We start from the raw sequence: 19,994 nt of genomic DNA, 5'->3' as shown, positions 1-19,994 counted from the left end.
GGCGCGCACCCTGTTCCCAGCACGAGAAATCCGGTTGCGTTCGGTGATTAGGGTGAGCCCATGGCAGCTGCTTCGACCCCGGCGATCAAGGCATTGGTGCAGGCGAAAGTGGAGCATCGGGTACACGCGTATACCCATGACCCGCGCAGTGATTCGTACGGGGCCGAGGCGGTGGAGGCGCTGGCCGAGCAGCTGGGAGTTACCGCCGGGCAGATCTTCAAGACGCTGGTGATCGAGCTGGGTTCGGGCGCGCTCGCGGTGGCGGTGCTGCCGGTGCCGACCAAGCTGTCGCTGAAGGCCGCGGCCGCGGCGCTGGGTGGCGGCAAGGCCGCCATGGCCGACAAGGCGAAGGCCGAACGCACGACGGGTTATGTGCTCGGCGGGGTTTCGCCGCTGGGGCAGAAGAAGCGGCTGCCGACGGTGGTCGACGAATCGGCGCTGGGCTGGGATCGGGTGCTGTGCAGTGCCGGGAAGCGCGGGCTGGAGATCGAGCTCGCACCCGCTGACCTGGTGAAACTCACGAATGCGGTGGTCGCTCCGGTCGCGCAGGCGTGAGCGGAGACACAACCTCCGGAAAAAACTTGCCATTTACCAACTATCTGGGAATACTTGCGCCGTACAACTAGTTGACGCATACAAGCAGTTGCCTGATACAAGGAGGTGAGACCGACCGTGACCGACGATGACCCGGCGATTACCCAGCAGACCGACATCGACGACGGCCTCGTCGACGCCATCGCATTCGAGATCGCCCGTCTCACCAAATTGCGCGATCGCACCAACGCTCAGATCGCGGCCCTCACCTCGGGCGAGATCGAACCGGCGGCCTTCGCCATCCTGTTCCAGCTCATCCACTGCGGCCCGATGCGGTCGGGCGCGCTGGCCGAGGCCCTCTATTCCGATGCGTCGACCATCAGCCGCCAGGTGGCCAGCCTGGTCAAGCGCGGACTCATCGAGCGCCGCGCCGATCCCGCCGACGGCCGCGTCAGCGTGCTCGACGTGACCGAGGCCGGGCGCGCGGTGGCCGCCCAGATCCGGACCCGCCGCAACGACTCGCTGCGCCACATGCTCGAGGGCTGGACCCCCGAGGAACGGGACGTCTTCTCGAACCTGTTGCGGCGCTTCGTCGACGGCTACGAGGTGACCCGGCAGCGCATGCTCGCCGATATGGCCGCCCACAAAGACCTGCAGTCCTATTACGCACCCGCGGAGAACAATTCGTGACTACACAAACGGAAGCGGTGGAACCCGAAGTCAATTCGGCCGGATTCACCCACAAGCAGATCCTGGTCATCATGAGCGGCCTGATCATGGGCATGCTGCTGGCGGCCCTCGATCAGACCATCGTGTCGACCTCCATCCGCACCATCGCCGATGAGCTGCAAGGCTATTCGGCGCAGGCGTGGGTGACCACCGCCTACCTGATCACCTCGACCCTGGCCACGCCGCTCTACGGCAAGCTCTCGGACATGTACGGCCGCAAGCCGTTCTACCTGGCCGCCATCTCCATCTTCGTGGTCGGCTCGCTGGCCTGCTCGATGGCGACCTCGATGTACGAGCTGGCCGCCTTCCGCGCGTTCCAGGGCCTGGGCGCGGGCGGTCTGATGTCGCTGGCGTTGACCATCATGGGCGACATCGTCTCGCCGCGGGAACGCGCCCGCTACCAGGGCTACTTCCTGGCCGTGTTCGGCACCTCCAGCGTGGTGGGCCCGGTCATCGGCGGCGTGCTGTCGGGCACCGACCAGATCCTGGGCGTCACCGGCTGGCGCTGGGTGTTCCTGGTGAACGTGCCGATCGGCATCATCGCGCTGGCCGTGGTGACCCGGGTGCTGCGCCTGCCCAAGCGTCCCGTCACCAAGGTGCCGATCGACTGGATGGGCATCTCGGCGCTCATCGTCGGCTTGGTGCCGCTGCTGGTGGTGGCCGAGCAGGGTCGCGAGTGGGGTTGGACCAGTGGACATTCCGTCTTCTGCTACATCCTGGGCGCGATCGGCGTGCTGAGCTTCATCGCCGTGGAGGCCAAGCAGGGCGACGCCGCCCTGATCCCGCTGCGCATGTTCAAGAACTCCACCTTCGCGCTCGGCGTGGTCATCTCGGTGGTGGTCGGTGCGGCCATGTTCGGCGGCATCACCCTGCTGCCGCAGTACCTGCAGGTGGTGCAGGGCGCGAGCCCGACCAAGGCGGGTCTGCTCATGCTGCCGCTGGTGGCGGGCATGATGACCGGCTCGATCCTGGCGGGTCAGCTCATCTCGAAGACCGGTCGGTACAAGTACTTCCCGCCGGTCGGCGCGGCGCTGCTGACCTCGGGCCTGTTCCTGCTGCACTTCGTCTCGGCCGACACCAAGCTGTGGGTCGTCATGATCTTCATGGCCATCACCGGCTTCGGCCTGGGCAATCTGATGCAGCCGCTGACCCTGGCGCTGCAGAACGCCCTGCCGCCCAAGGACATGGGCGTGTCCACCGCGGCCGCGACCTTCTTCCGCCAGATCGGCGGCACGCTGGGTGTGGCGGTGTTCCTGTCCGTGCTGTTCACGCAGCTGGCCCCGAACATCACCACCTCGCTGGAGAACGCCGCCAAGCCGGGCACCTCGTTCTCGATCGCCGCCCAGAAGGCCGTGGAGGGTCCCGACTCGACCGATAAGAAGGTCGTGCTGGAACTGGCGAATCCGCAGACCGCCCCGGGGGTCGCAGGCCAGGTGCTCAATGACAGCTCGGTCGTCCAGAAGCTGGATCCGGCCCTGGCGCATCCCTTCAAGGAGGGCTTCGCCAACTCCATGGACAAGGTGTTCCTGTCGGTCACCCTCGTCTCGCTGATCGGCTTCGTCCTGGTGTTGTTCTGGAAGGAAGTGCCGCTGCGGACCGCAGGCGGCATCCAGGCCCGCAAGGAGGCCATCGAAGCGGCGGACGCCGCGGCATTGTGATCGGCCGCGGATAACTGAATAGGCGGTGCCCCCGTCGCAACGACGCGACGGGGGCACTGTCATTTCACATTTCGGGCGCTTGTCTGTGAGTTACTTGGGAGCGAGCAGTGAGCTTGTTGTGAACCCTTTGTCCGCAAGGTCCGATTCGAACCCGAGGATGTGATGAGGTTGATGTCTGCCCCCCGACTTGTCGCCGCAGCGGTACTCGTGCTCGCACTGGGCGCAGGCCCATTGACGATGGCCACCGCGACCGCCGGGCCGGTCAATCCAAGCTTCCCGAACCCGGGAGCGCCGGACAGCAACGGACAGCAGCCCAAGAAGGACGAGCACGTCGACAAGGCCGAGAAGCTCGGTGGCGGGTTGATCACCAAGCTCATCGACTCGGCCGCGGACACCCTCAAGTGCACGCTGAATATCCCGATCCCCACCGTGAAGTGCGGGTAGCGGGACGCGAATGAGCTTGCGGGCCGGTCAGATCAGGCTGATCTGACCGGCCTGTTCGTCTACCTTGCCCAATAGCTCGGGGCCATTGTTCTTCACGCTGTTCACCAGCGACGGCACCTCGCGCATGAGGATGTCCGAAACCGCCTCGGGCGAGGGGGTTTCCAGCAGCTCCTCCGGAGCCGGGTGGTCCGGGTCGAGCCAGGCGTCCCAGTGCTCGCGCGGCATGGGCAGCGGCATGCGGTCGTGAATCTTGGTCAGCTCGCCGACCGAATCCGTGGTCAGAATCGTGCACGACAGCAGCGGTTTCGCCTCCTCGCCCAGGCTGCGGTCGCGCCACACCGACCAGAGACCGGCCATGTAGAGCCGCCCGCCATCGGACTTGGACATGAAATACGGCCGCTTGACGGCCTTTCCGAGCGCATCCGATTCGGTCACCCACTCGTACCAGCCGTCCATCGGCACCAGGCAGCGGCGCTTCTTCACGGCGTCGCGGAAGGAGGCCGTGGTGGCGGCCTTGTCGGCGCGGGCATTGAACAGCGGCTTGCCCTTGACCGGGACGCCGGGCTCGGCGGCCTTGGTCCACACCGGGATCAGGCCCCAGCGCATGGCCCGGATGCGCAGCGTGGCCGGATCGTCCGGATGGTCGCGGTCGTGCCGCTCGACGACCGTGAGCACCTGATTGGTCGGGGCCACGTTGTAATTGGGGTTGAAGCCCTTGTCGTCGGTCTCGTCGATAGCGTCGAGCTCGACGGCCAGCTTCGCGGGATTCGTCGTGGTCGCATACCTACCGCACATGCCGACAATGCTCCCACCACCCACCGACACGCTCCCACTCCCCACCGACACCCGCAGCCGTGCCACGTCCGAGATGACTCGCGCACGATGTGATGGCAATTGACATCACTTGGGCGGTGTGAGACGTTCGTCTCATCACACTCTCATCCTCAAGGGATCGCCGCCAATCATGACTGCCACCGAAACCGCCCCGCTCGATCAGGCCGACACGCTGACGTCCGTCAACCCTGCCACCGGCGAGGCTCTCGCCACGTACAAGATCGATGATGAGGCGGCGGTGCACGCGGCCGTCGCCAAGGCCCGGACCGCGGCCGCCACCTGGGGTGCGCTGAGCTACGCCGAGCGCAAGAAGCATGTGCTGCGCTGGGGCGCCAAGCTGGTCGAGAAGGCCGATGAGCTCAGCGAGCTCATTCACGCCGAGAACGGCAAGCCGCTCGACGACGCGTTCCTCGAGCTCATGCTGGCCCTCGAGCACATCAAGTGGGCCGCCTCCAATGCCGAGAAGGTGCTCAAGCCGCGCAAGGTCTCCCCCGGCGCGTTCATGGCCAACTTCGCCGCCCACCTGGAGTACCGCCCGCTGGGCGTGGTCGGCGTGATCGGGCCGTGGAACTACCCGGTCTACACCCCCAACGGCTCCATCGCCTACGCACTGGCCGCGGGCAACTGCGTGGTCTTCAAGCCGAGCGAATACTCCACCGGCATCGGCAATTTCGTGGCCAAGGCGTTCGCCGAGGCGAATCCGGAACTGCCGGACGGCGTGTTCACCACCGTCAACGGCTACGGCGCGACCGGCGCGGCGCTGGTCCGCTCCGGTGTCGACAAGCTGGCCTTCACCGGGTCCACCGCGACCGGCAAGAAGATCATGGCGGCGGCCGCCGAGTCCCTCACCCCGGTGCTGCTGGAATGCGGCGGCAAGGACGCGGTGATCGTGGCCGCGGACGCCGACATCAAGGCCGCCGCCGACGCGGTCGCCTGGGGCGCGACGGCCAACTCCGGCCAGACCTGCGCGGGCGTCGAGCGGGTGTACGTGGACAAGTCGATCGCCGACGAGTTCATCGCCGAGGTCAAGCGCATCCTCACCGATATCAAGCCGGGCTCGGACGCCAAGGCCGCCTACGGCCCGATGACCATGCCCAGCCAGATCGATATCGTGCGCCGCCACATCGAGGACGCCATCAAGAGCGGCGGCAAGGCCGTGCTCGGCGGGCCCGAGTCCGTCAAGGGCCCCTTCATCGAGCCGGTCGTGCTGGTGGATGTGGACGAGTCCTCGGACGCGGTGTGCGAGGAGACCTTCGGCCCGACCGTCACCATTCGCACCGTGAACGGCATCGACGAGGCCGTGGAGCTGACCAACAAGAGCAAGTACGGTCTCGGGTCGGCGGTCTACTCCAAGAAGCAGGGCATGGAGATCGCCCGGCGGCTCGAAGTCGGCTGCACCTCGGTGAATTCGGTGCTGTCCTACGCCGCCATCTCGGGCCTGCCCTTCGGTGGCGTCCGCGACTCCGGCATCGGCCGCATCCACGGTGCGCCGGGCCTGCTGGAATTCGCGCGGCCGCATTCGATCGCGGTGCAGCGCTTCACGATTCCGGGCATGGCATTGCTGTCCTACACCCGGACCGATCGCACCATGAAGCTGCTGCGCAAGATCGTGCCGCTGGTGCACGGGCGCGCCAAGTAAGAAACCAACTCTCGGGACTCTCAGGGGTTCCCCCTGAAACCCCCACTGCCACAACGCCGGTCCCCAGCCAGGGGACCGGCGTTGTCGGCTACTGACTCGGCGGCAGGGGCGTCGGGGCGAAGAATTCCTCGAGCGGAGTCGGACCGGTGTAGCGCTGGCAGTTGCAGCGCGCCCAGCCCTTGAGGCCGTTGCCCAGCTTGCGGTAGTTCTCGGCGTGGCAGTGGCCCGCTTCGCGGTCGTGCAGGGCCAGGTCGTGCCCGCAGCCGCAGACCGCCGGACTCTGCTGTTCGGACTTGGTTCGGCGAGCGCTGACCCGGCCCGCGAGCCAGCCGCCGCCGACGAGCGCGCCCCCGATGACGAGGCTGATGGGATCGATCACCGGACCAGTATACGTAGTTTTATACGTATACGTCTAGCTCGAATCGACCTGCCCCGGAAAGGGACGCAACGCCCGCGACACCCCGATCGTTTGGGAGGATGGAGGGGTGACTTTCTGGCCCGCGCCCCATGTCCGAGTTCCCGTCCACGCGACCGTGACCCTGCCCGGGTCCAAATCCATTACCAATCGGGCCCTGATTCTCGCCGCGCTGGCGGATCGGCCGTCCACCCTGACCGGCGCGCTGCGCAGTCGGGACACCAACCTCATGATCGACGCGCTGCGGGCCATGGGCGTGGGCATCGAGGGCGAGGCGGAGACGCTGGTCGTCACGCCGCCGAGCGAATTCACCAGTGCCATGGTCGATTGCGGGCTGGCGGGCACCATCATGCGGTTCCTGCCGCCGGTGGCGGCGCTGGCGCACGGGGATGTGGCCTTCGACGGGGACGAGCAGGCGCGGGTGCGGCCGCTGGGCACGATCCTGGAGGCGCTGCGCGCGCTGGGCCTCGACATCGACGGCAATCAGCTGCCTTTCGTGGTGCACGGGATGGGGTCGCTGCGCGGCGGGCCGGTGACCATCGACGCCTCGGGCTCCTCGCAGTTCGTGTCCGGGCTGCTGCTGTCGGCGGCACGGTTCGAGCAGGGCGTCACGGTCAACCACGACGGCGGGCAGCTGCCGTCCATGCCGCACATCGAGATGACCGTGGAGATGCTGCGCCGCGCCGACGTGCGGGTGGACGCGCCGACGGATCCGCGCAAGGCGCAGACCTGGACCGTCGCGCCGGGCCCGATTCGGGCGGTGGACTGGGAGATCGAGCCGGATCTGTCCAATGCCACCCCGTTCCTGGCGGCCGCGGCCGTCACCGGCGGCGAGGTGAGCATTCCGCACTGGCCCCGCTACACCACCCAGCCCGGCGACGTGATCCGCGAGATCCTGGTGCGCATGGGCGCGGAGGCCCGCTTCTACGACAGCGTGCTCACCGTGCGCGGTCCGGAACGGCTGGCGGGCATCGACATCGACCTGCACGACGTGGGCGAGCTGACCCCGACCGTGGCCGCCCTTGCGGCACTGGCGGATTCGCCGTCGCGGCTGCGCGGCATCGCGCACCTGCGCGGGCACGAGACCGACCGGCTGGCGGCGCTGGCCACCGAGATCAACCGCCTGGGCGGCAAGGTGACCGAGAACGAGGACGGGCTGACCATCGTGCCCAATCCGCTCGGCGGCGGGCAGTGGCGCTCCTACGCCGATCACCGAATGGCCACGGCGGGCGCGATCATCGGGCTGGTGACGCCGGGTGTGGAGATCGAGGACATCGGCACCACGGCCAAGACGCTGCCGAACTTCGTGCAACTCTGGGACGGCATGTTGGCGGAGTCGAACCAGCCCGGCCAGCCGGGAGCAGACCACTGAGGCGGCGCGAGTACGACGAGTCCGATGTCCGGGTGCGCCCGGGCAAGGGCTCGCGCCCGCGCACCAAGACCCGGCCGCAGCATCTGGATGCCGAAGCGGCCATGGTGGTTTCGGTGGATCGCGGGCGCTGGGGGTGCGTGCTGGACGGCGATCCGGATCGGCCGGTGACGGCCATGCGGGCGCGCGAGCTGGGCCGCACCCCGATCGTGGTCGGCGATCGGGTGGATCTGGTCGGCGACCTGTCCGGCAAGCCCGACACCCTGGCCCGCATCGTGCGGGTGGCCGATCGGCGAACGGTGTTGCGCCGCACCGCCGATGACACCGATCCGTTCGAGCGGGTGGTGGTCGCCAATGCCGAGCAGCTGTTCATCGTGGTGGCGCTGGCCGATCCGCCGCCACGCACCGGATTCGTGGAGCGGGCCATGGTGGCGGCGTATGTCGGTGAGCTGGAACCGATTCTGTGCCTGACCAAACACGATCTGGCGGCCGACTCCGAATTCGCCTCGGCCTTTGAGGATTTGGATCTGACCATCGTCTACGGCGGCATCGAGGATCCGGTGGAGCCGGTGCTGGAGCTGCTCGACGACAAGCTCACCGCGCTCATCGGGCACTCCGGGGTCGGCAAGTCCACCCTGGTGAACCGCCTCGTCCCGGACGCGGACCGGGCGGTCGGCGAGGTGTCGGGCGTCGGCAAGGGGCGGCACACCTCGACCCAGTCGGTGGCGCTGCCGCTGAAGGACGGCGGCTGGGTCATCGACACCCCCGGCGTGCGGTCCTTCGGGCTGGCCCACATCACCCCCGACGATGTCATCCAGGCGTTCTCGGATCTGGCCGACGCCATCGAGAACTGCCCGCGCGGCTGCACCCATCTGGGCCCGCCCGCGGATCCGGAATGCGCATTGGACGAGCTACCCGGTAAGGAACCGCGGGTGGCGGCCATTCGGCGTCTGCTCACCGCCCTGAATTCGAACGACCCGTGGTTTCGCGGACACACCGAACCCTGAGTTAGCTGATAAATCGCCCATTCGATACCTTCTGTGCATAACCGGCACGAAGGGAACCTCATGGACGAGAAAATCCCCGAACCGCCGCCCGCCAGCGAGCGGCGGCACCGAACTGCCAAGGCCGCGCGGGGGGCCACGAAAGCCTCCGGGGACGCAGCCGGGGAATTGCCGAATCAGGGCAGCGAGGAATCGAAACGGCCCGCGGAATTGGCGCGCGAACACGAGGACGACCGTTCTCCGGCCGATCCGCACGATTGGCAGGACGAGTGGGATCGGGCACGTTGGGCTCCCTAGCGGCGAATGGGCAAACATAATCGGGGGCATGGCATTCGCTGAATGGCGTCGGCGGCCCGACGCGCCCGGCCGCTGGAATCCGCTGCCCCGACTCGGTCGCAGCCTGGCTCGCCGCCGCACGACGATGCGCACCGCACCGGCGGTGTTCGCGCTGGAGCGGTTCACACGCCGAGTCACCAAGGGGCGCAAGGGGATATTGGACGTGGCGGGGCTGCCCGCCTTGCAGGTGACGGTGCCCGGACGCCGCACCGGAATTCCGCGCACGGTCACCCTGCTCTATGTGCCCGATCTCTACGACGAGAAGAAGTTCCTGATCGTCGCGTCGAATTGGGGCAAGCACGAGCAGCCCGCCTGGTCGGCCAATCTGCGCGGCACCGATCGTGCCGAACTCCAGGTTCGGCAGGAACGGTTCCCGGTATCGGTGAAGCAGTTGACCGGGGAGGACCGGGATCGGGCCTGGCGCCGGGCAGTGGAATTCTGGCCGGGCTACGCGATGGAGCAGCGGCTCGCGGGCGATCGCCGATTCCGGATTTTCGAACTGACCCGCCTGTAGCTTGCGGAGAATTCGCTGGTCGGTGAATCGCGTTCAGCGCGGCCGGATCAGGCGCATGCCGTTGTCGAAATCAATGCCGCGCAATTCGGAACGGCCGGTGAGGCCGAGCTTTTCCAGAATCCTCGACATGTGGTGACCGATCGTGCGGGGGCTCAGGAACAATTCCGCGCCGATCTCACGATTGGTGAGCCCCTGCGCCGCCAACCGGGCGACCTGGGACTCCTGCGCGGTCAAGGGCGTCGCGCCCCCGGCGTGCTTGGCGCTGCCGGTGCCGGTGAGATCGAGTTCGACCCGGGCCCGAGCGGCCCAGGCGGTCGCGCCGATGAGGTCGAAAGCATCGGCGGCGGAACGCAATTGCTCGGCGGCATCGCGGCGGCGGCGGACGCGGCGCAGCCACTTGCCGTAGAGCAGTTGGCCGCGGGCGCGGGCGAAGTTGGTATGTCCGGCGTCGCTCCACGCCAGGGCGCGGCGGTAGTGGTGCTCGACGCGGTCCTCGTCGGCGAGCAGCGCCCGGCAGGTGTGGGCGGCGGCGATGGCCCAGGGGGCGCGCGAATGCCGGGCCCAGGCCACGATCAGGTCGGCCTGTGCGGCGGCCTCCTCGAAACGCCCCACCCGGCAGGCGGATTCGACCAGATCGACCACGGCCAGCCGGGCGATGGTCGGATGCGCGGCCTCGTGCCCGGGCTGATACAGCACGCGCAGGCGGCGGTAGGCGGTCTCGGCGTCACCGGCGGTCAGGGCGTGAAATCCGTGGTGCCAGTAGGCCCCCGCGATGAGCGACGGGATGCCGTGCGGGCGCGATACCGCCAGCGAGCGCTCGACGGCCCGCGCCACCACCTTCGCCTCCCCGCGCTGCGCGGCCAGCCGGGCCCGCAGGTTCCAGCATTCGGCGAGGATATTGTCCGCGCCCGCGCCGCGCGCCAGCTCGAACGCCTCGGCGAGCATCTGCTCCCCCGCTTCCCAACGGCCGCACGCGAATTGCACGATGGCCACCTGGGGCAGCAGGCCGACCGCGGCCGCGCGGGTGTCGCCCTGGCGCATGCCCGCGGCCACCGCCAGATACGGTTCGAGGGCCCGCTGGGCCAGCCCCCACTCCAGCAGCTGCGCGGCGGGCAGCAGCAGTCGGGCGGCGGCGGCGGGCTCGGTTTCGGCGTCGAGATCGTCGAGCTCGCGCACGATCGCGGGGTCCTCGTCGGTGCCCAGCACCCAGCTCACCCGGTCGATCAGCAGTCGTAATCCGTTCGCGGCGGCGGAATCCCGTTCCCGCACGGCCGCCGCGTCGCGCAACAGCAGGGTGCGCGCGACGGCGGGCTCACCGGCGAACAGCTCGAGCAGACCGGCCAGTCCGGCGGTGGCCAGGGCGGTCTCGGTAACGGGGGCACGGGTCTCGGCGAGGGCGAGCAGGCGGCGCGCGGACTCGAGATCGCCGCCCTCCCAGGCGTATCGGGACGCGGTGGCCAGGCGCACCCCGGCCAGGACCGGGTCCGGGGTGATGGCGGCCGCGCGGCGCAGCACGGCGGCCGCGGCCAGTGTTCCGGCGCGCGCCCGCACCCGTTCGGCCCCGTCCGAGAGCGCCTGGGCCAGTGCGGAATTCGTGCCCTCGACGACGGCGGCGAGATGCCAGGTGCGCAGTTCCTCGTGTTCGGGGCCCCGCAGAGCGTCGGCCAGGGCCAGATGCACCGCGCGGCGCAGGGCCGGTGCGGCGGCGTCGTAGGCCGCACCGCAGAGCAGGCGCTGGCGGCGCTCGACGTGGCCATCGGTGATCGCGAGCAGGCCGGTGGACAGCGCCGACTCCCAGTGCGCGGCGGTGACCCCGAGTCGGCCCGCCGCCGCGGTGACCGCGGACAGCATGCCGCTATCCTCGGCGGCCGCCACGGTGAGCAGGGTGCGCACCGGTTCGGCCAACTCGGCCAGCCGCCCGGCGAAGGACGCGCGCAGCAGCGGGCCGAAGGGCACCGGGCCCCAACCGATTCCCGCGAACTCCTCGGCCCCGATCGGAAGTTCCCGCAACGCCAGCGGATTCCCGTCGGCGACCCGCAGAATGCGGGCGATGCGCGGCGCGCCGAGCGCGCCCACCCGCTGGGACAGCAACTCGCGCGCCGGTTCGTCGGCCAGCGGGCCGATCGGGAGCACGGGCAGCGCGTGCCAGGCGGGCACGGCCGCGCAGTCGCTCACCGCCACCAGCAGCGCCACCCGATCGGCGGCCAGGCGGCGCAGGGCGAAGGTCAGGGCGCGGGCGGTGGCGGGGTCGACCCGGTGGGCGTCGTCGACGACCAGCAGCACCGGCCGTTCCGCGGCCACCGTCGCCAGCATCGTGACCAATGCCGCACCCACCAGGAACGGATCGGCCGGACCGGTTTCGCGGCCGAGGGCGGCGGCCAGCGCCCGGGCCTGCGGGGCGGGCAGTCCGGAGAGTCGGTCCACCAGCGGAATCAGCAGTTCGTGCAGGGCGGCGAAATCCATGACGGATTCGGCGGAATATCCCCGACAGGCGATGACGAGAAATTCGGTGGCGCGTCGTTGTGCATCCCGCAGCAGTGCGGTTTTCCCGATCCCCGGCGCACCCCACAGCACCAATCCGCCACCGCGTCCCGCGAGTGCTTCGCTCAAAACACGAGACAGTTCGGACTGTTCTCGTTCCCTCCCCCGGAGCACCTGAATCTCGCGCACATTGCAAGTTACCTCGGTTCGGGAAGCGTGAACAAACCTGCTCAACGACCCGTCCCAGCGGCTGAGATCGCATGTGGGATATGCGATTCCGAACCTTTCGACAATGACCTATACGGTGACCGATACGGCTACCGATTTCGAATGTGTTGTGCGCGACTATAATGCGGGCGCCAGGCTGCCACCCGAATTGGGGGGTAGCGGAAATCAACTCCCATTGCATTCCCAGAAGATCCCGTGATAAACATTCGGCCGCAGCGGAAAAGACCGCTGATCGCTCGGATCCCACGGGATTCCGGCTCCCCCGATCAGGATCGGTGTCGAAGGGGGACGTCGATCCTGATCGCAGGGGATGCGGGCGGTTGCGGAACTGGTTAGCCTGCGCGGGTGGAAGACCGTGAGCGCAAGGAATTCTCGCCGCTCCTCGACGACGCACTCGGCCCCGGCGCGCCCGTGACACCCGAGGTGCGCATCGGGCGCAACGACCCGCAGGACGGGTTACCCGAGTGCGTGCGCTGCGGCAAACCCGCCGCCCTGCAGCTGCGGGCGGTGTGGCTGTCCACCCGCGCCGTGCTGGCCGGTGACACCGATGTGGACAGCCTGATCCAGGTGCACGCCTGCGGCGGCTGCACCGGCAGCGTCGCGGGCATGATCCTCATCAACTGGGATCCGCGCTACTGGGGCGAATCGGTGCACCTGGAATAGGTCACGAGCACACGAAACCCTCAGCGCGGGCGCATGATCCGCATGCCGTTGTCGAAGTCGACGTCGACCAGATCGGCGCGCCCGCTCAGCCCCAGCTTGCCGAACACGCGCGAGAGGTGATGGCCCACCGTGCGCGGGCTCAGGAACAGTTCGGTCCCGATCTCCCGATTGGTCAGCCCCTGGGCGGCCAGTCGCGCCACCCGCTGCTCCTGGGCGGTCAGCACCGAGGTCTCGCCGTGCGCGGTGACCGGCGCGGCACGGCGTCCGGTGAGCTCCAACTCCTGCTGGGCGCGCAGCACCCACTGGTTCGCGCCCATCCGCTCGAACGCCTCGGCGGCCGCGCGCAACTGCTCGGCGGCATCGGCGCGACGGCGCACCCGGCGTAGCCATTTGCCGTAGAGCAGTTGGGTGCGTACGTGATTCAGGTCGTGGCGACTGCGGCGGACGGCCAGCGCGCGCCGGAAGTAGCGGTCGGCGCGCTCATCGGCGCACAGCAGCGCCCGGCAGGTGTAGGCGGCCGCGATCGCCCAGTCGGCGCGGGAGCGGATCGCCCAGTCGCGGATGTCCGCGTAGTACTCGAGCGCCTCGGCGTGGCGGCCCACGCGGGTGGCCGCCTCCACCAGATCCACCGCCGCCAGCCGGGAATAGGTGGGGTGGCGGGCGTCGTGGCCGGGCTGGGCGAGGGTGCGCAGGCGCAGGTAGGCGGTCTCCGGATCGCCCAGGCTGAGCGCGTGGAAACCCAGATGCCAGTGCGCGGAGGCGACCAGCGATTGCGCCCGGCGCGGACGCGCCAACGCCAGCGCGCGATCGGCGGCGTCCAGTACGGCATCCGAATCACCGCGCAGCGCTTCGATTTTCGCGCGCAGCGACCAGCAGTGGGCGAGCAGATTCTCCACGCCGCCGGCCTCGGCCAGTTCGAATGCCTCGGCCAGGGTCTGCTGCGCGGCCGGGAAGCGGCCATTGGCGAACTGGATGATGGCCAGCTGCGGCAGCAGCGACACCGCGGCCGGTGCGGCACTGCCGCGCAGCCCGGCGGCGGCCTGGGTGTAGGGCTCGAGGGCCCGATCGGCCAGGCCCCACAGCAGGACCAGGGGCGCGGGCGGCAGCGGCCGGATCATGGTGTGGAAGCGCGAAATTCCCTCTCGCACGGTGATTTCCGCGGGATCCAGGTCGAGGATGCCGTGTCCGGCGGCCCAGCGCGCCCGGTCGGCGTCCAGGCGCAGGTTGGCCGCGGTGTCCGGATCCACCAGCTCGGCATCGCGCAGCAGCAGGGTGGCGGCCCGTTCCGGTTCTCCCGCAACGTATTCCAGCAGTCCGGCCAGCCCGCGACTGGAGGTCGCGGCGCGTTCGGCACCCAATCGGGCGGTGGCACGGTCGAGCAGGCCGCGCGCCGAGGCGATATCCCCGGCGGCCCAGGCGAATCGACCGGCCGCGGCCAGCCGCTCCCCCGCCCGCTCCGGGTCGGGGCTGATCGCGGCGGCCTGGCGCAGCATGGCCGCGGCGGTGAGCGATCCGTGGTCGGCCCGCGTGGCGCGTTCGGACAGTGCCGCCGCGAGCCGCTCGTCGGGTCGATCGGAGGCCATGGCGCGGTGCCAGATTCGCAGATCCGCCTCGCCCGGCCCGGTCAGCGCGGCCGCCACCGCCAATTGCGCGGCGCGCCGCTGCGCCGGGGTGGCGGCATCGTGGACGGCCGCGCACAGCAGCGCGTGGGTGCGTTCCACCCGGCCGTCGCCGACCGTGAGCAGGCCCGCGGCGGTGGCGGCCTCCCAGGCGGTGGGACCGGCCCCGAGCGTGGCGGCGGCCGCGGTCACGGTGCCGAGCACGCCGCGCGTCTCGGTGGCGGCCACGGTCAGCAGCACGCGCACGTCGGCGGGCAGGGCCGCGACGCGCTCGCGGAAGGCGGCCCGCACACCGGGGCCCAGCGCCATGGGTTCGGGCGCGGTGCCCGCGAGATCCCCGACCACGCCCGGCAATTCGTGCAGCGCCAGGGGGTTCCCACCGGCGACGGCGAGGATGCGGGACAGCCGCAGCGCGCCCAGTGGCCCGTAGCGGTCGGCGATCAGTCGACGCGCCTGGGCGTCGGGCAGACCGCCGACGGCCAGGGCGGGCAGTTCACGCCAGAGCGTGTCCGCCGGGTCGTCGCGCAGGGCCACCAGCAGCGCCACCGGCACCGCGGACAGGCGGCGGATGGCGAAGACCAGCGCCTGCGCGGATTCCGGGTCCACCAGCCGTGCCTCGTCCACCACCAGCAGCAGCGGTCCCCGGGTGGCCAGCGCGGACAGTAACCGCACCAGCGCCGCGCCGACCAGGAAGACATCGGGGGTCGCCGATTCCAGGCCCAGGACCGCGCCCAGGGCCCGCGCCTGGGTCGGCGGCAGCATGCGCAGCCGGTCGGCGACCGGCAGCAGCAGTTCGTGCAGTGCGGCGTACCGCAGTTCCGATTCGGTCGAAATACCCTGACAGCGCAGCACCCGGAAGTCCGTCGCGCGGTCGACCGCGGCCCGCAGCAGAGTGGACTTTCCGATCGCGGGTTCGCCGTACAGGACGAGCCCCGCACCCTGTCCCGCGCGTACCGCGCCCAACACCCGATCCAATTGGATTCGTTCTCGTTCCCGCCCGTACAGCATTGACTCCTCCCACACACCCCGAAATTTAGACGAGCTAATAGCCTGCAACCAAGTCGGGTCCGGCAACTGGCACAAAATGTCTTCGAATGACACAGATCACAAAATCGAGGGGAGCAATTCACTTAACACTCGCGCATCTTCGGGCGATATCTTTGCCCATTTTTCACGCGCCCCAAGAAGTGAAATAGTTAGGAATAACATCCACGGCGAGTGCGCGCCGAATCGTCATGGGGGCGAAACATACGGAGCGCCAATCATTTTCGCTGCGCGCGAACTCTCCGACCGTACACCGCGGGGCTCGCGCAATCGGGGTCGGAGTGCGGTGGAACACATCCGCCACACACGAGCGGAAAGGTGCGGACGGTGAGCGCAACCGTGGACATCGTGGATCCGAACCGACCGAAGCGAGTCCTCATCGTGGCATCGAATCCCGCGGTGTCACGACAGACCGGATGGCCGATTGGATTCTGGTGGTCCGAATTGAGTCATCCTTATTGGGAATTCACCGAGCACGGATACGAAGTGGATATCGCCAGCCCCGAAGGCGGTGCGCTGGCGGCCGACGCCTGGAGCGACCCGCTGGACGAATCCGGCTACAGCGCACACGATCTCATCAGTCTCGGATTCAAGTCGTCGCCGAAACACCGTGCGCTGGTGGGGAATTCACGCAAACTCTCGGACGTCGACGCCGATTCCTACGACACGGTGTTCCTGGTCGGCGGGCAGCAGCAGTACTCCGGCGGGGCCGCCGCGCGGCTGGTGATCGAGGCGCTCGGCGTCTGATGAGCGACAGGTTCGACCGAAACGAGAAGCGCCCCCGGCGAATTCGCCGGGGGCGCGGTCGCTGAGACCGATCAGCGGAAGAGAGTCAGGTTGAAGGTGCCGTCGGCCTGCGGGTCGCAGCTGTACTGCCAGCCCTGGTTGCCGTCGATGGCGACGCCGTCCGGGGTGACCCACGAGCCCTTCGAGCCGTCGGCGACACAGGCGTCGATGGTGGCGTAGTTGCCGCCGTAGTAGGACTCGGCGTGGGCGACGCCGACACCGAATCCGGCGATGCCCAGGGCCATAGCGGTCACAGCGAGAGTCTTGCGCATGAGGTGTTTCCTTCTTCCTTCTCGGCCGCCCCTCGGCGACCGGACTGGAATCATTCCACCCCACCGTTCATGACTGTTTCATGACCGCGCAAAAGCGCTGCTCCCCAAGGGAAAACAAACGTGCCCCCGGGTGCAGGGCACCCGGGGGGCACGAAGTCGGTGGGAGTGGAGCGCCCGGAGCGCGAAGGTCGTGGAGGTCGAGCGCCCGGGGCAGGAGGCTCGAGGAGGTGGAAGTCCGCTGGGATGGAATGGGATGAGCCCCGGGTGTAAATGCCCGGGGCTCATCGGCTTTCGGTCTACCTAGTGCCGACGCTTGGTGCGCGGCGCGCGATCCTGCTTCTGCTGGGCGCGGGCGGCCTCGCGGCGCTCGCGGCGGGTGCCGGCCTGGCCGTCCTCGTTGCCGTACTCGTCGTGGTCGCTGCGGATGGCGGCGTGGCCGCCCTCGTCGGGACCGGAGTAGGACAGGCCGCGCGGGCCGGACTCGTCGATGCCCTTGGCGCGCAGGGCGGCCGGAGCCCCATTGCCCGCCTGGGCGGCGTCCTCCTCGGTGGGCAGCGGGCGGTTGCCGACCGGGGACTGCAGGCCCGCGGCCACGTTCACGCCGACCGGCTGCGGCTGCTGCACCTCCACCTGGAGGTTGAACAGGAAGCCGACCGACTCCTCCTTGAGGCCGTCGAGCATGGCCGCGAACATGTCGAAGCCCTCGCGCTGGTACTCGACCAGCGGGTCGCGCTGCGCCATGGCGCGCAGGCCGATGCCCTCCTTGAGGTAGTCCATCTCGTAGAGGTGCTCGCGCCACTTGCGGTCCAGGACGCTCAGCAGGATCTGGCGTTCCAGATTGCGCATGCTGCCCTCGCCCGCGAGGCCGTCGATCTCGTTCTCGCGGTTCTCGTAGGCGGCGTGGGCGTCGTCGAGCACGGCCTCGAGGAGTTCCTCGCGGGACAGCTCGCCGATCTCGCCGGTCTCGCTCTCACCGGTGAGGTCCTTGTAGTTGATGCCGATGGGGTACAGCGTCTTCAGCGCGCCCCACAGCTTCTCGAGATCCCAGTCCTCGACGTAGCCCTCGGCGGTGGCGGCGTTGACGTAGGCGGTGATCACGTCGGTGATCATCTCCTGGACCTGGCCCTCCATGTCCTCGCCGTTGAGGATGCGGGCGCGCTCGGCGTAGATCACCTTGCGCTGCTGGTTCATGACCTCGTCGTACTTGAGGACGTTCTTGCGGATCTCGAAGTTCTGCTGCTCGACCTGGGTCTGCGCGGACTTGATGGCGCGCGAGACCATCTTGGCCTCGATCGGCACATCGTCCGGGAGGTTCAGGCGGGTCATGATCGACTCCAGCGCAGCGCCATTGAAGCGCCGCATGAGCTCGTCACCCAGCGACAGGTAGAACCGGGACTCGCCCGGGTCGCCCTGACGGCCGGAGCGACCGCGCAGCTGGTTGTCGATGCGCCGCGACTCGTGGCGCTCGGTGCCCAGCACGTAGAGGCCACCCGCGTCGCGCACGGCCTCGGCGTCCGCCTCGACCTGTTCCTTGACCCGCTCCAGGGTCGGATGCCACTGGGCCTCGTACTCGTCGGGGGTCTCGACCGGGTCCAGGCCCTGACGGCGCAGCAGGATGTCGGCGATGATGTCCGGGTTGCCGCCCAACACGATGTCGGTACCACGGCCGGCCATATTGGTCGCGACGGTGACCGCGCCCGGGCGACCGGCCTCGGCGACGATCTGCGCTTCCTGCTCGTGGAACTTGGCGTTGAGCACGTTGTGCGGAATGCCGCGCTTGGTCAGCAGCTTGGACAGGTACTCCGAGCGCTCGACCGAGGTGGTGCCGACCAGGACCGGCTGGCCCTGCTCATGCTTCTCCTGAATGTCGTCGGCGACCGCGGCGTACTTGGCCTCTTCGGTCTTGTAGATCAGGTCGGACTGATCCTGGCGGATCATCGGCTTGTTGGTGGGGATCGGCACCACGCCCAGGCCGTAGGTCTGGTGCAGCTCGGCCGCCTCGGTCTCGGCGGTACCGGTCATGCCCGAGAGCTTGTCGTAGAGGCGGAAGTAGTTCTGCAGCGTGATGGTCGCCAGGGTCTGGTTCTCCGGCTGGATCTCCACGCCCTCTTTGGCCTCGATGGCCTGGTGCATGCCCTCGTTGTAGCGGCGGCCCACCAGGATTCGACCGGTGAACTCGTCGACGATGATGACCTCGCCGTTGCGGACGATGTAGTCCTTGTCCTTGGTGTAGAGCTCCTTGGCCTTGATGGCGTTGTTCAGGTAGCTCACCAGCGGCGAGTTGGCGGCCTCGTAGAGGTTGTCGATGCCCAGCTGGTCCTCGACGAATTCGACACCGGCCTCGTGCACACCGATGGTGCGCTTCTTGATGTCGACCTCGTAGTGCAGGTCCTTCTTCAGCAGCGGGGCGATGCGCGCGAACTCCGCGTACCACTTCGAGGAGGCGTCGGCCGGGCCCGAGATGATCAGCGGGGTGCGGGCCTCGTCGATGAGGATGGAGTCGACCTCGTCGACGATCGCGAAGTTGTGCCCGCGCTGGACCAGATCGTCCAGCGAGTGGGTCATGTTGTCGCGCAGGTAGTCGAAGCCGAACTCGTTGTTCGTGCCGTAGGTGATGTCCGCGGCGTAGGCCTCGCGGCGCTCGGCCGGGGTCATGCCGCCCAGGATCACGCCGACCTCGAGGCCGAGGAAGCGGTGCACGCGGCCCATCCACTCGGCATCGCGCTTGGCCAGATAGTCGTTGACGGTGACGACGTGCACGCCCTCGCCGGAGATGGCGTTGAGGTAGGCGGGCAGCACACAGGTCAGGGTCTTGCCCTCACCGGTCTTCATCTCCGCCACATTGCCGATGTGCAGGGCGCCGCCGCCCATGATCTGCACCTTGTAGTGCTTCTGGTTGAGCACTCGCCAGGAGGCTTCCCGCGCGGTCGCGAAGGCTTCCAGCAGCAGCTCGTCGAGGGTCTCGCCGTCCTCGTAGCGCTGCTTGAACTCCGCCGTCTTGGCCTGGAGCTCGGCGTCGGAGAGGGCGGCGAACTCCTCGTCGAGGGCGATGACCTCGTCCGCCAGACTCGCGAGCCGCTTGACCGTGCGACCTTCACCAATCCGTAGCAACCTTGAAAAACTCAGCGCAGGCACGGGTCTTGTAGTCCTCTGGTCGGTGTTGTCGGTAGCCCCCACCATGGCGGGAAGCCTGCGCGCGGGCGCGCAATCACTAGCCATGGTAATCCGGAGCCCATCGTAGGTGCTGAACTGCGCAGGCGATGGCCCGGGCGCTGAGGAGAAGCTGTGAAAACCCGCCTACCGGACGCCCGACTCGCACCCCTGGCGACCTCTCAGCGAATGGCATTGCGTCCGAGGCTGTTTCGTTACCCCTGACGTACGATGTAGGGGGTCCGGCACGCGAAGGCTTGCGCCCGCGCGCCCGG

17 protein-coding genes are annotated in these 19,994 nt (G+C 68.7%); 11 read left to right on the top strand and 6 right to left on the bottom strand.

Features of this window, described 5'->3' with window-relative positions; translation table 11 throughout:
• Positions 1-60 precede the first annotated feature (60 nt).
• The 4 genes from ybaK (at position 61) to VMT65_RS04560 (ending at position 3,365) form a co-directional block, all read left to right on the top strand.
• Positions 61-555 (top strand): Cys-tRNA(Pro) deacylase, encoded by a 495-nt coding sequence (gene ybaK, locus VMT65_RS04575; RefSeq protein WP_326306637.1) that lies wholly within the window; start codon positions 61-63, stop codon positions 553-555.
• A gap of 117 nt (positions 556-672) precedes the next feature.
• Complete coding sequence (locus VMT65_RS04570; protein ID WP_326306636.1) at positions 673-1,224, top strand: MarR family winged helix-turn-helix transcriptional regulator; 552 nt, start codon at positions 673-675, stop codon at positions 1,222-1,224.
• A complete protein-coding gene (locus VMT65_RS04565; RefSeq protein WP_442790173.1) occupies positions 1,221-2,921 on the top strand; it encodes an MDR family MFS transporter in 1,701 nt (566 codons plus the stop codon). The genes VMT65_RS04570 and VMT65_RS04565 overlap by 4 nt, the downstream gene beginning before the upstream one ends.
• A gap of 171 nt (positions 2,922-3,092) precedes the next feature.
• Positions 3,093-3,365 carry a hypothetical protein gene (locus VMT65_RS04560; protein ID WP_326306635.1) on the top strand — a complete coding sequence of 91 codons (273 nt, stop codon included), beginning with the start codon at positions 3,093-3,095 and terminating at the stop codon, positions 3,363-3,365.
• Positions 3,366-3,392: 27 nt separating this feature from the next.
• Here VMT65_RS04560 and VMT65_RS04555 read toward each other — a convergent pair whose 3' ends face one another.
• Positions 3,393-4,160 (bottom strand): SOS response-associated peptidase, encoded by a 768-nt coding sequence (locus VMT65_RS04555; RefSeq protein WP_326307447.1) that lies wholly within the window; start codon positions 4,158-4,160, stop codon positions 3,393-3,395.
• Positions 4,161-4,329: 169 nt separating this feature from the next.
• Here VMT65_RS04555 and VMT65_RS04550 point away from each other — a divergent pair, with 169 nt between their 5' ends.
• Positions 4,330-5,838, top strand: a complete 1,509-nt coding sequence (locus VMT65_RS04550) for an aldehyde dehydrogenase family protein (protein WP_326306634.1) — start codon at positions 4,330-4,332, stop codon at positions 5,836-5,838.
• An 88-nt stretch (positions 5,839-5,926) separates the two neighbouring features.
• Here VMT65_RS04550 and VMT65_RS04545 read toward each other — a convergent pair whose 3' ends face one another.
• Positions 5,927-6,217 carry a hypothetical protein gene (locus VMT65_RS04545; RefSeq protein WP_326306633.1) on the bottom strand — a complete coding sequence of 97 codons (291 nt, stop codon included), beginning with the start codon at positions 6,215-6,217 and terminating at the stop codon, positions 5,927-5,929.
• Positions 6,218-6,323: 106 nt separating this feature from the next.
• Between VMT65_RS04545 and aroA the strand changes: the two genes are divergently transcribed.
• Genes aroA through VMT65_RS04525 form a run of 4 tightly spaced genes read left to right on the top strand, consistent with a single transcriptional unit; the run spans position 6,324 to position 9,476 of the window.
• Complete coding sequence (gene aroA, locus VMT65_RS04540) at positions 6,324-7,625, top strand: 3-phosphoshikimate 1-carboxyvinyltransferase (RefSeq protein WP_326306632.1); 1,302 nt, start codon at positions 6,324-6,326, stop codon at positions 7,623-7,625.
• The gene (gene rsgA, locus VMT65_RS04535; RefSeq protein WP_326307446.1) at positions 7,622-8,629 is read left to right on the top strand and encodes a ribosome small subunit-dependent GTPase A; all 1,008 of its coding nucleotides are present in this window, start codon (positions 7,622-7,624) and stop codon (positions 8,627-8,629) included. Before aroA ends, rsgA begins: the two co-directional genes overlap by 4 nt.
• Before the next feature lie 60 nt (positions 8,630-8,689).
• Positions 8,690-8,923: a hypothetical protein gene (locus VMT65_RS04530; RefSeq protein WP_326306631.1), complete on the top strand. Its 234-nt coding sequence runs from the start codon at positions 8,690-8,692 to the stop codon at positions 8,921-8,923.
• A gap of 28 nt (positions 8,924-8,951) precedes the next feature.
• Positions 8,952-9,476, top strand: coding sequence for a nitroreductase family deazaflavin-dependent oxidoreductase (locus VMT65_RS04525; RefSeq protein ID WP_326306630.1), 525 nt, complete (start codon positions 8,952-8,954; stop codon positions 9,474-9,476).
• Positions 9,477-9,509: 33 nt separating this feature from the next.
• Here the strand turns inward: VMT65_RS04525 and VMT65_RS04520 are convergent, their stop codons facing one another.
• Positions 9,510-12,131 carry an AAA family ATPase gene (locus VMT65_RS04520; RefSeq protein ID WP_326307445.1) on the bottom strand — a complete coding sequence of 874 codons (2,622 nt, stop codon included), beginning with the start codon at positions 12,129-12,131 and terminating at the stop codon, positions 9,510-9,512.
• Positions 12,132-12,530: 399 nt separating this feature from the next.
• Here VMT65_RS04520 and VMT65_RS04515 point away from each other — a divergent pair, with 399 nt between their 5' ends.
• Positions 12,531-12,848 (top strand): hypothetical protein, encoded by a 318-nt coding sequence (locus tag VMT65_RS04515; protein ID WP_326306629.1) that lies wholly within the window; start codon positions 12,531-12,533, stop codon positions 12,846-12,848.
• A gap of 20 nt (positions 12,849-12,868) precedes the next feature.
• Here the strand turns inward: VMT65_RS04515 and VMT65_RS04510 are convergent, their stop codons facing one another.
• Entirely contained in the window at positions 12,869-15,490 is a 2,622-nt protein-coding gene (locus VMT65_RS04510; RefSeq protein ID WP_326306628.1) for a helix-turn-helix transcriptional regulator, read from the bottom strand.
• Between the two features lie 348 nt (positions 15,491-15,838).
• On the opposite strand from VMT65_RS04510, the gene VMT65_RS04505 reads away from it, so the two are divergent.
• Positions 15,839-16,258, top strand: a complete 420-nt coding sequence (locus VMT65_RS04505) for a hypothetical protein (protein ID WP_326306627.1) — start codon at positions 15,839-15,841, stop codon at positions 16,256-16,258.
• Positions 16,259-16,329: 71 nt separating this feature from the next.
• On the opposite strand, the gene VMT65_RS04500 is transcribed toward VMT65_RS04505, so the two are convergent.
• Positions 16,330-16,569 (bottom strand): hypothetical protein, encoded by a 240-nt coding sequence (locus VMT65_RS04500; protein ID WP_326306626.1) that lies wholly within the window; start codon positions 16,567-16,569, stop codon positions 16,330-16,332.
• A gap of 300 nt (positions 16,570-16,869) precedes the next feature.
• The gene (gene secA / locus VMT65_RS04495; RefSeq protein WP_326306625.1) at positions 16,870-19,704 is read right to left on the bottom strand and encodes a preprotein translocase subunit SecA; all 2,835 of its coding nucleotides are present in this window, start codon (positions 19,702-19,704) and stop codon (positions 16,870-16,872) included.
• Between the last annotated feature and the right edge of the window lie 290 nt (positions 19,705-19,994).

It is taken from the genome of Nocardia sp. CDC153 (assembly GCF_035818515.1).
Classification (GTDB): domain Bacteria; phylum Actinomycetota; class Actinomycetes; order Mycobacteriales; family Mycobacteriaceae; genus Nocardia.
Note: the sequence above shows the minus strand (reverse complement) of the source record. Positions and strands in the feature narration are given on the sequence as shown.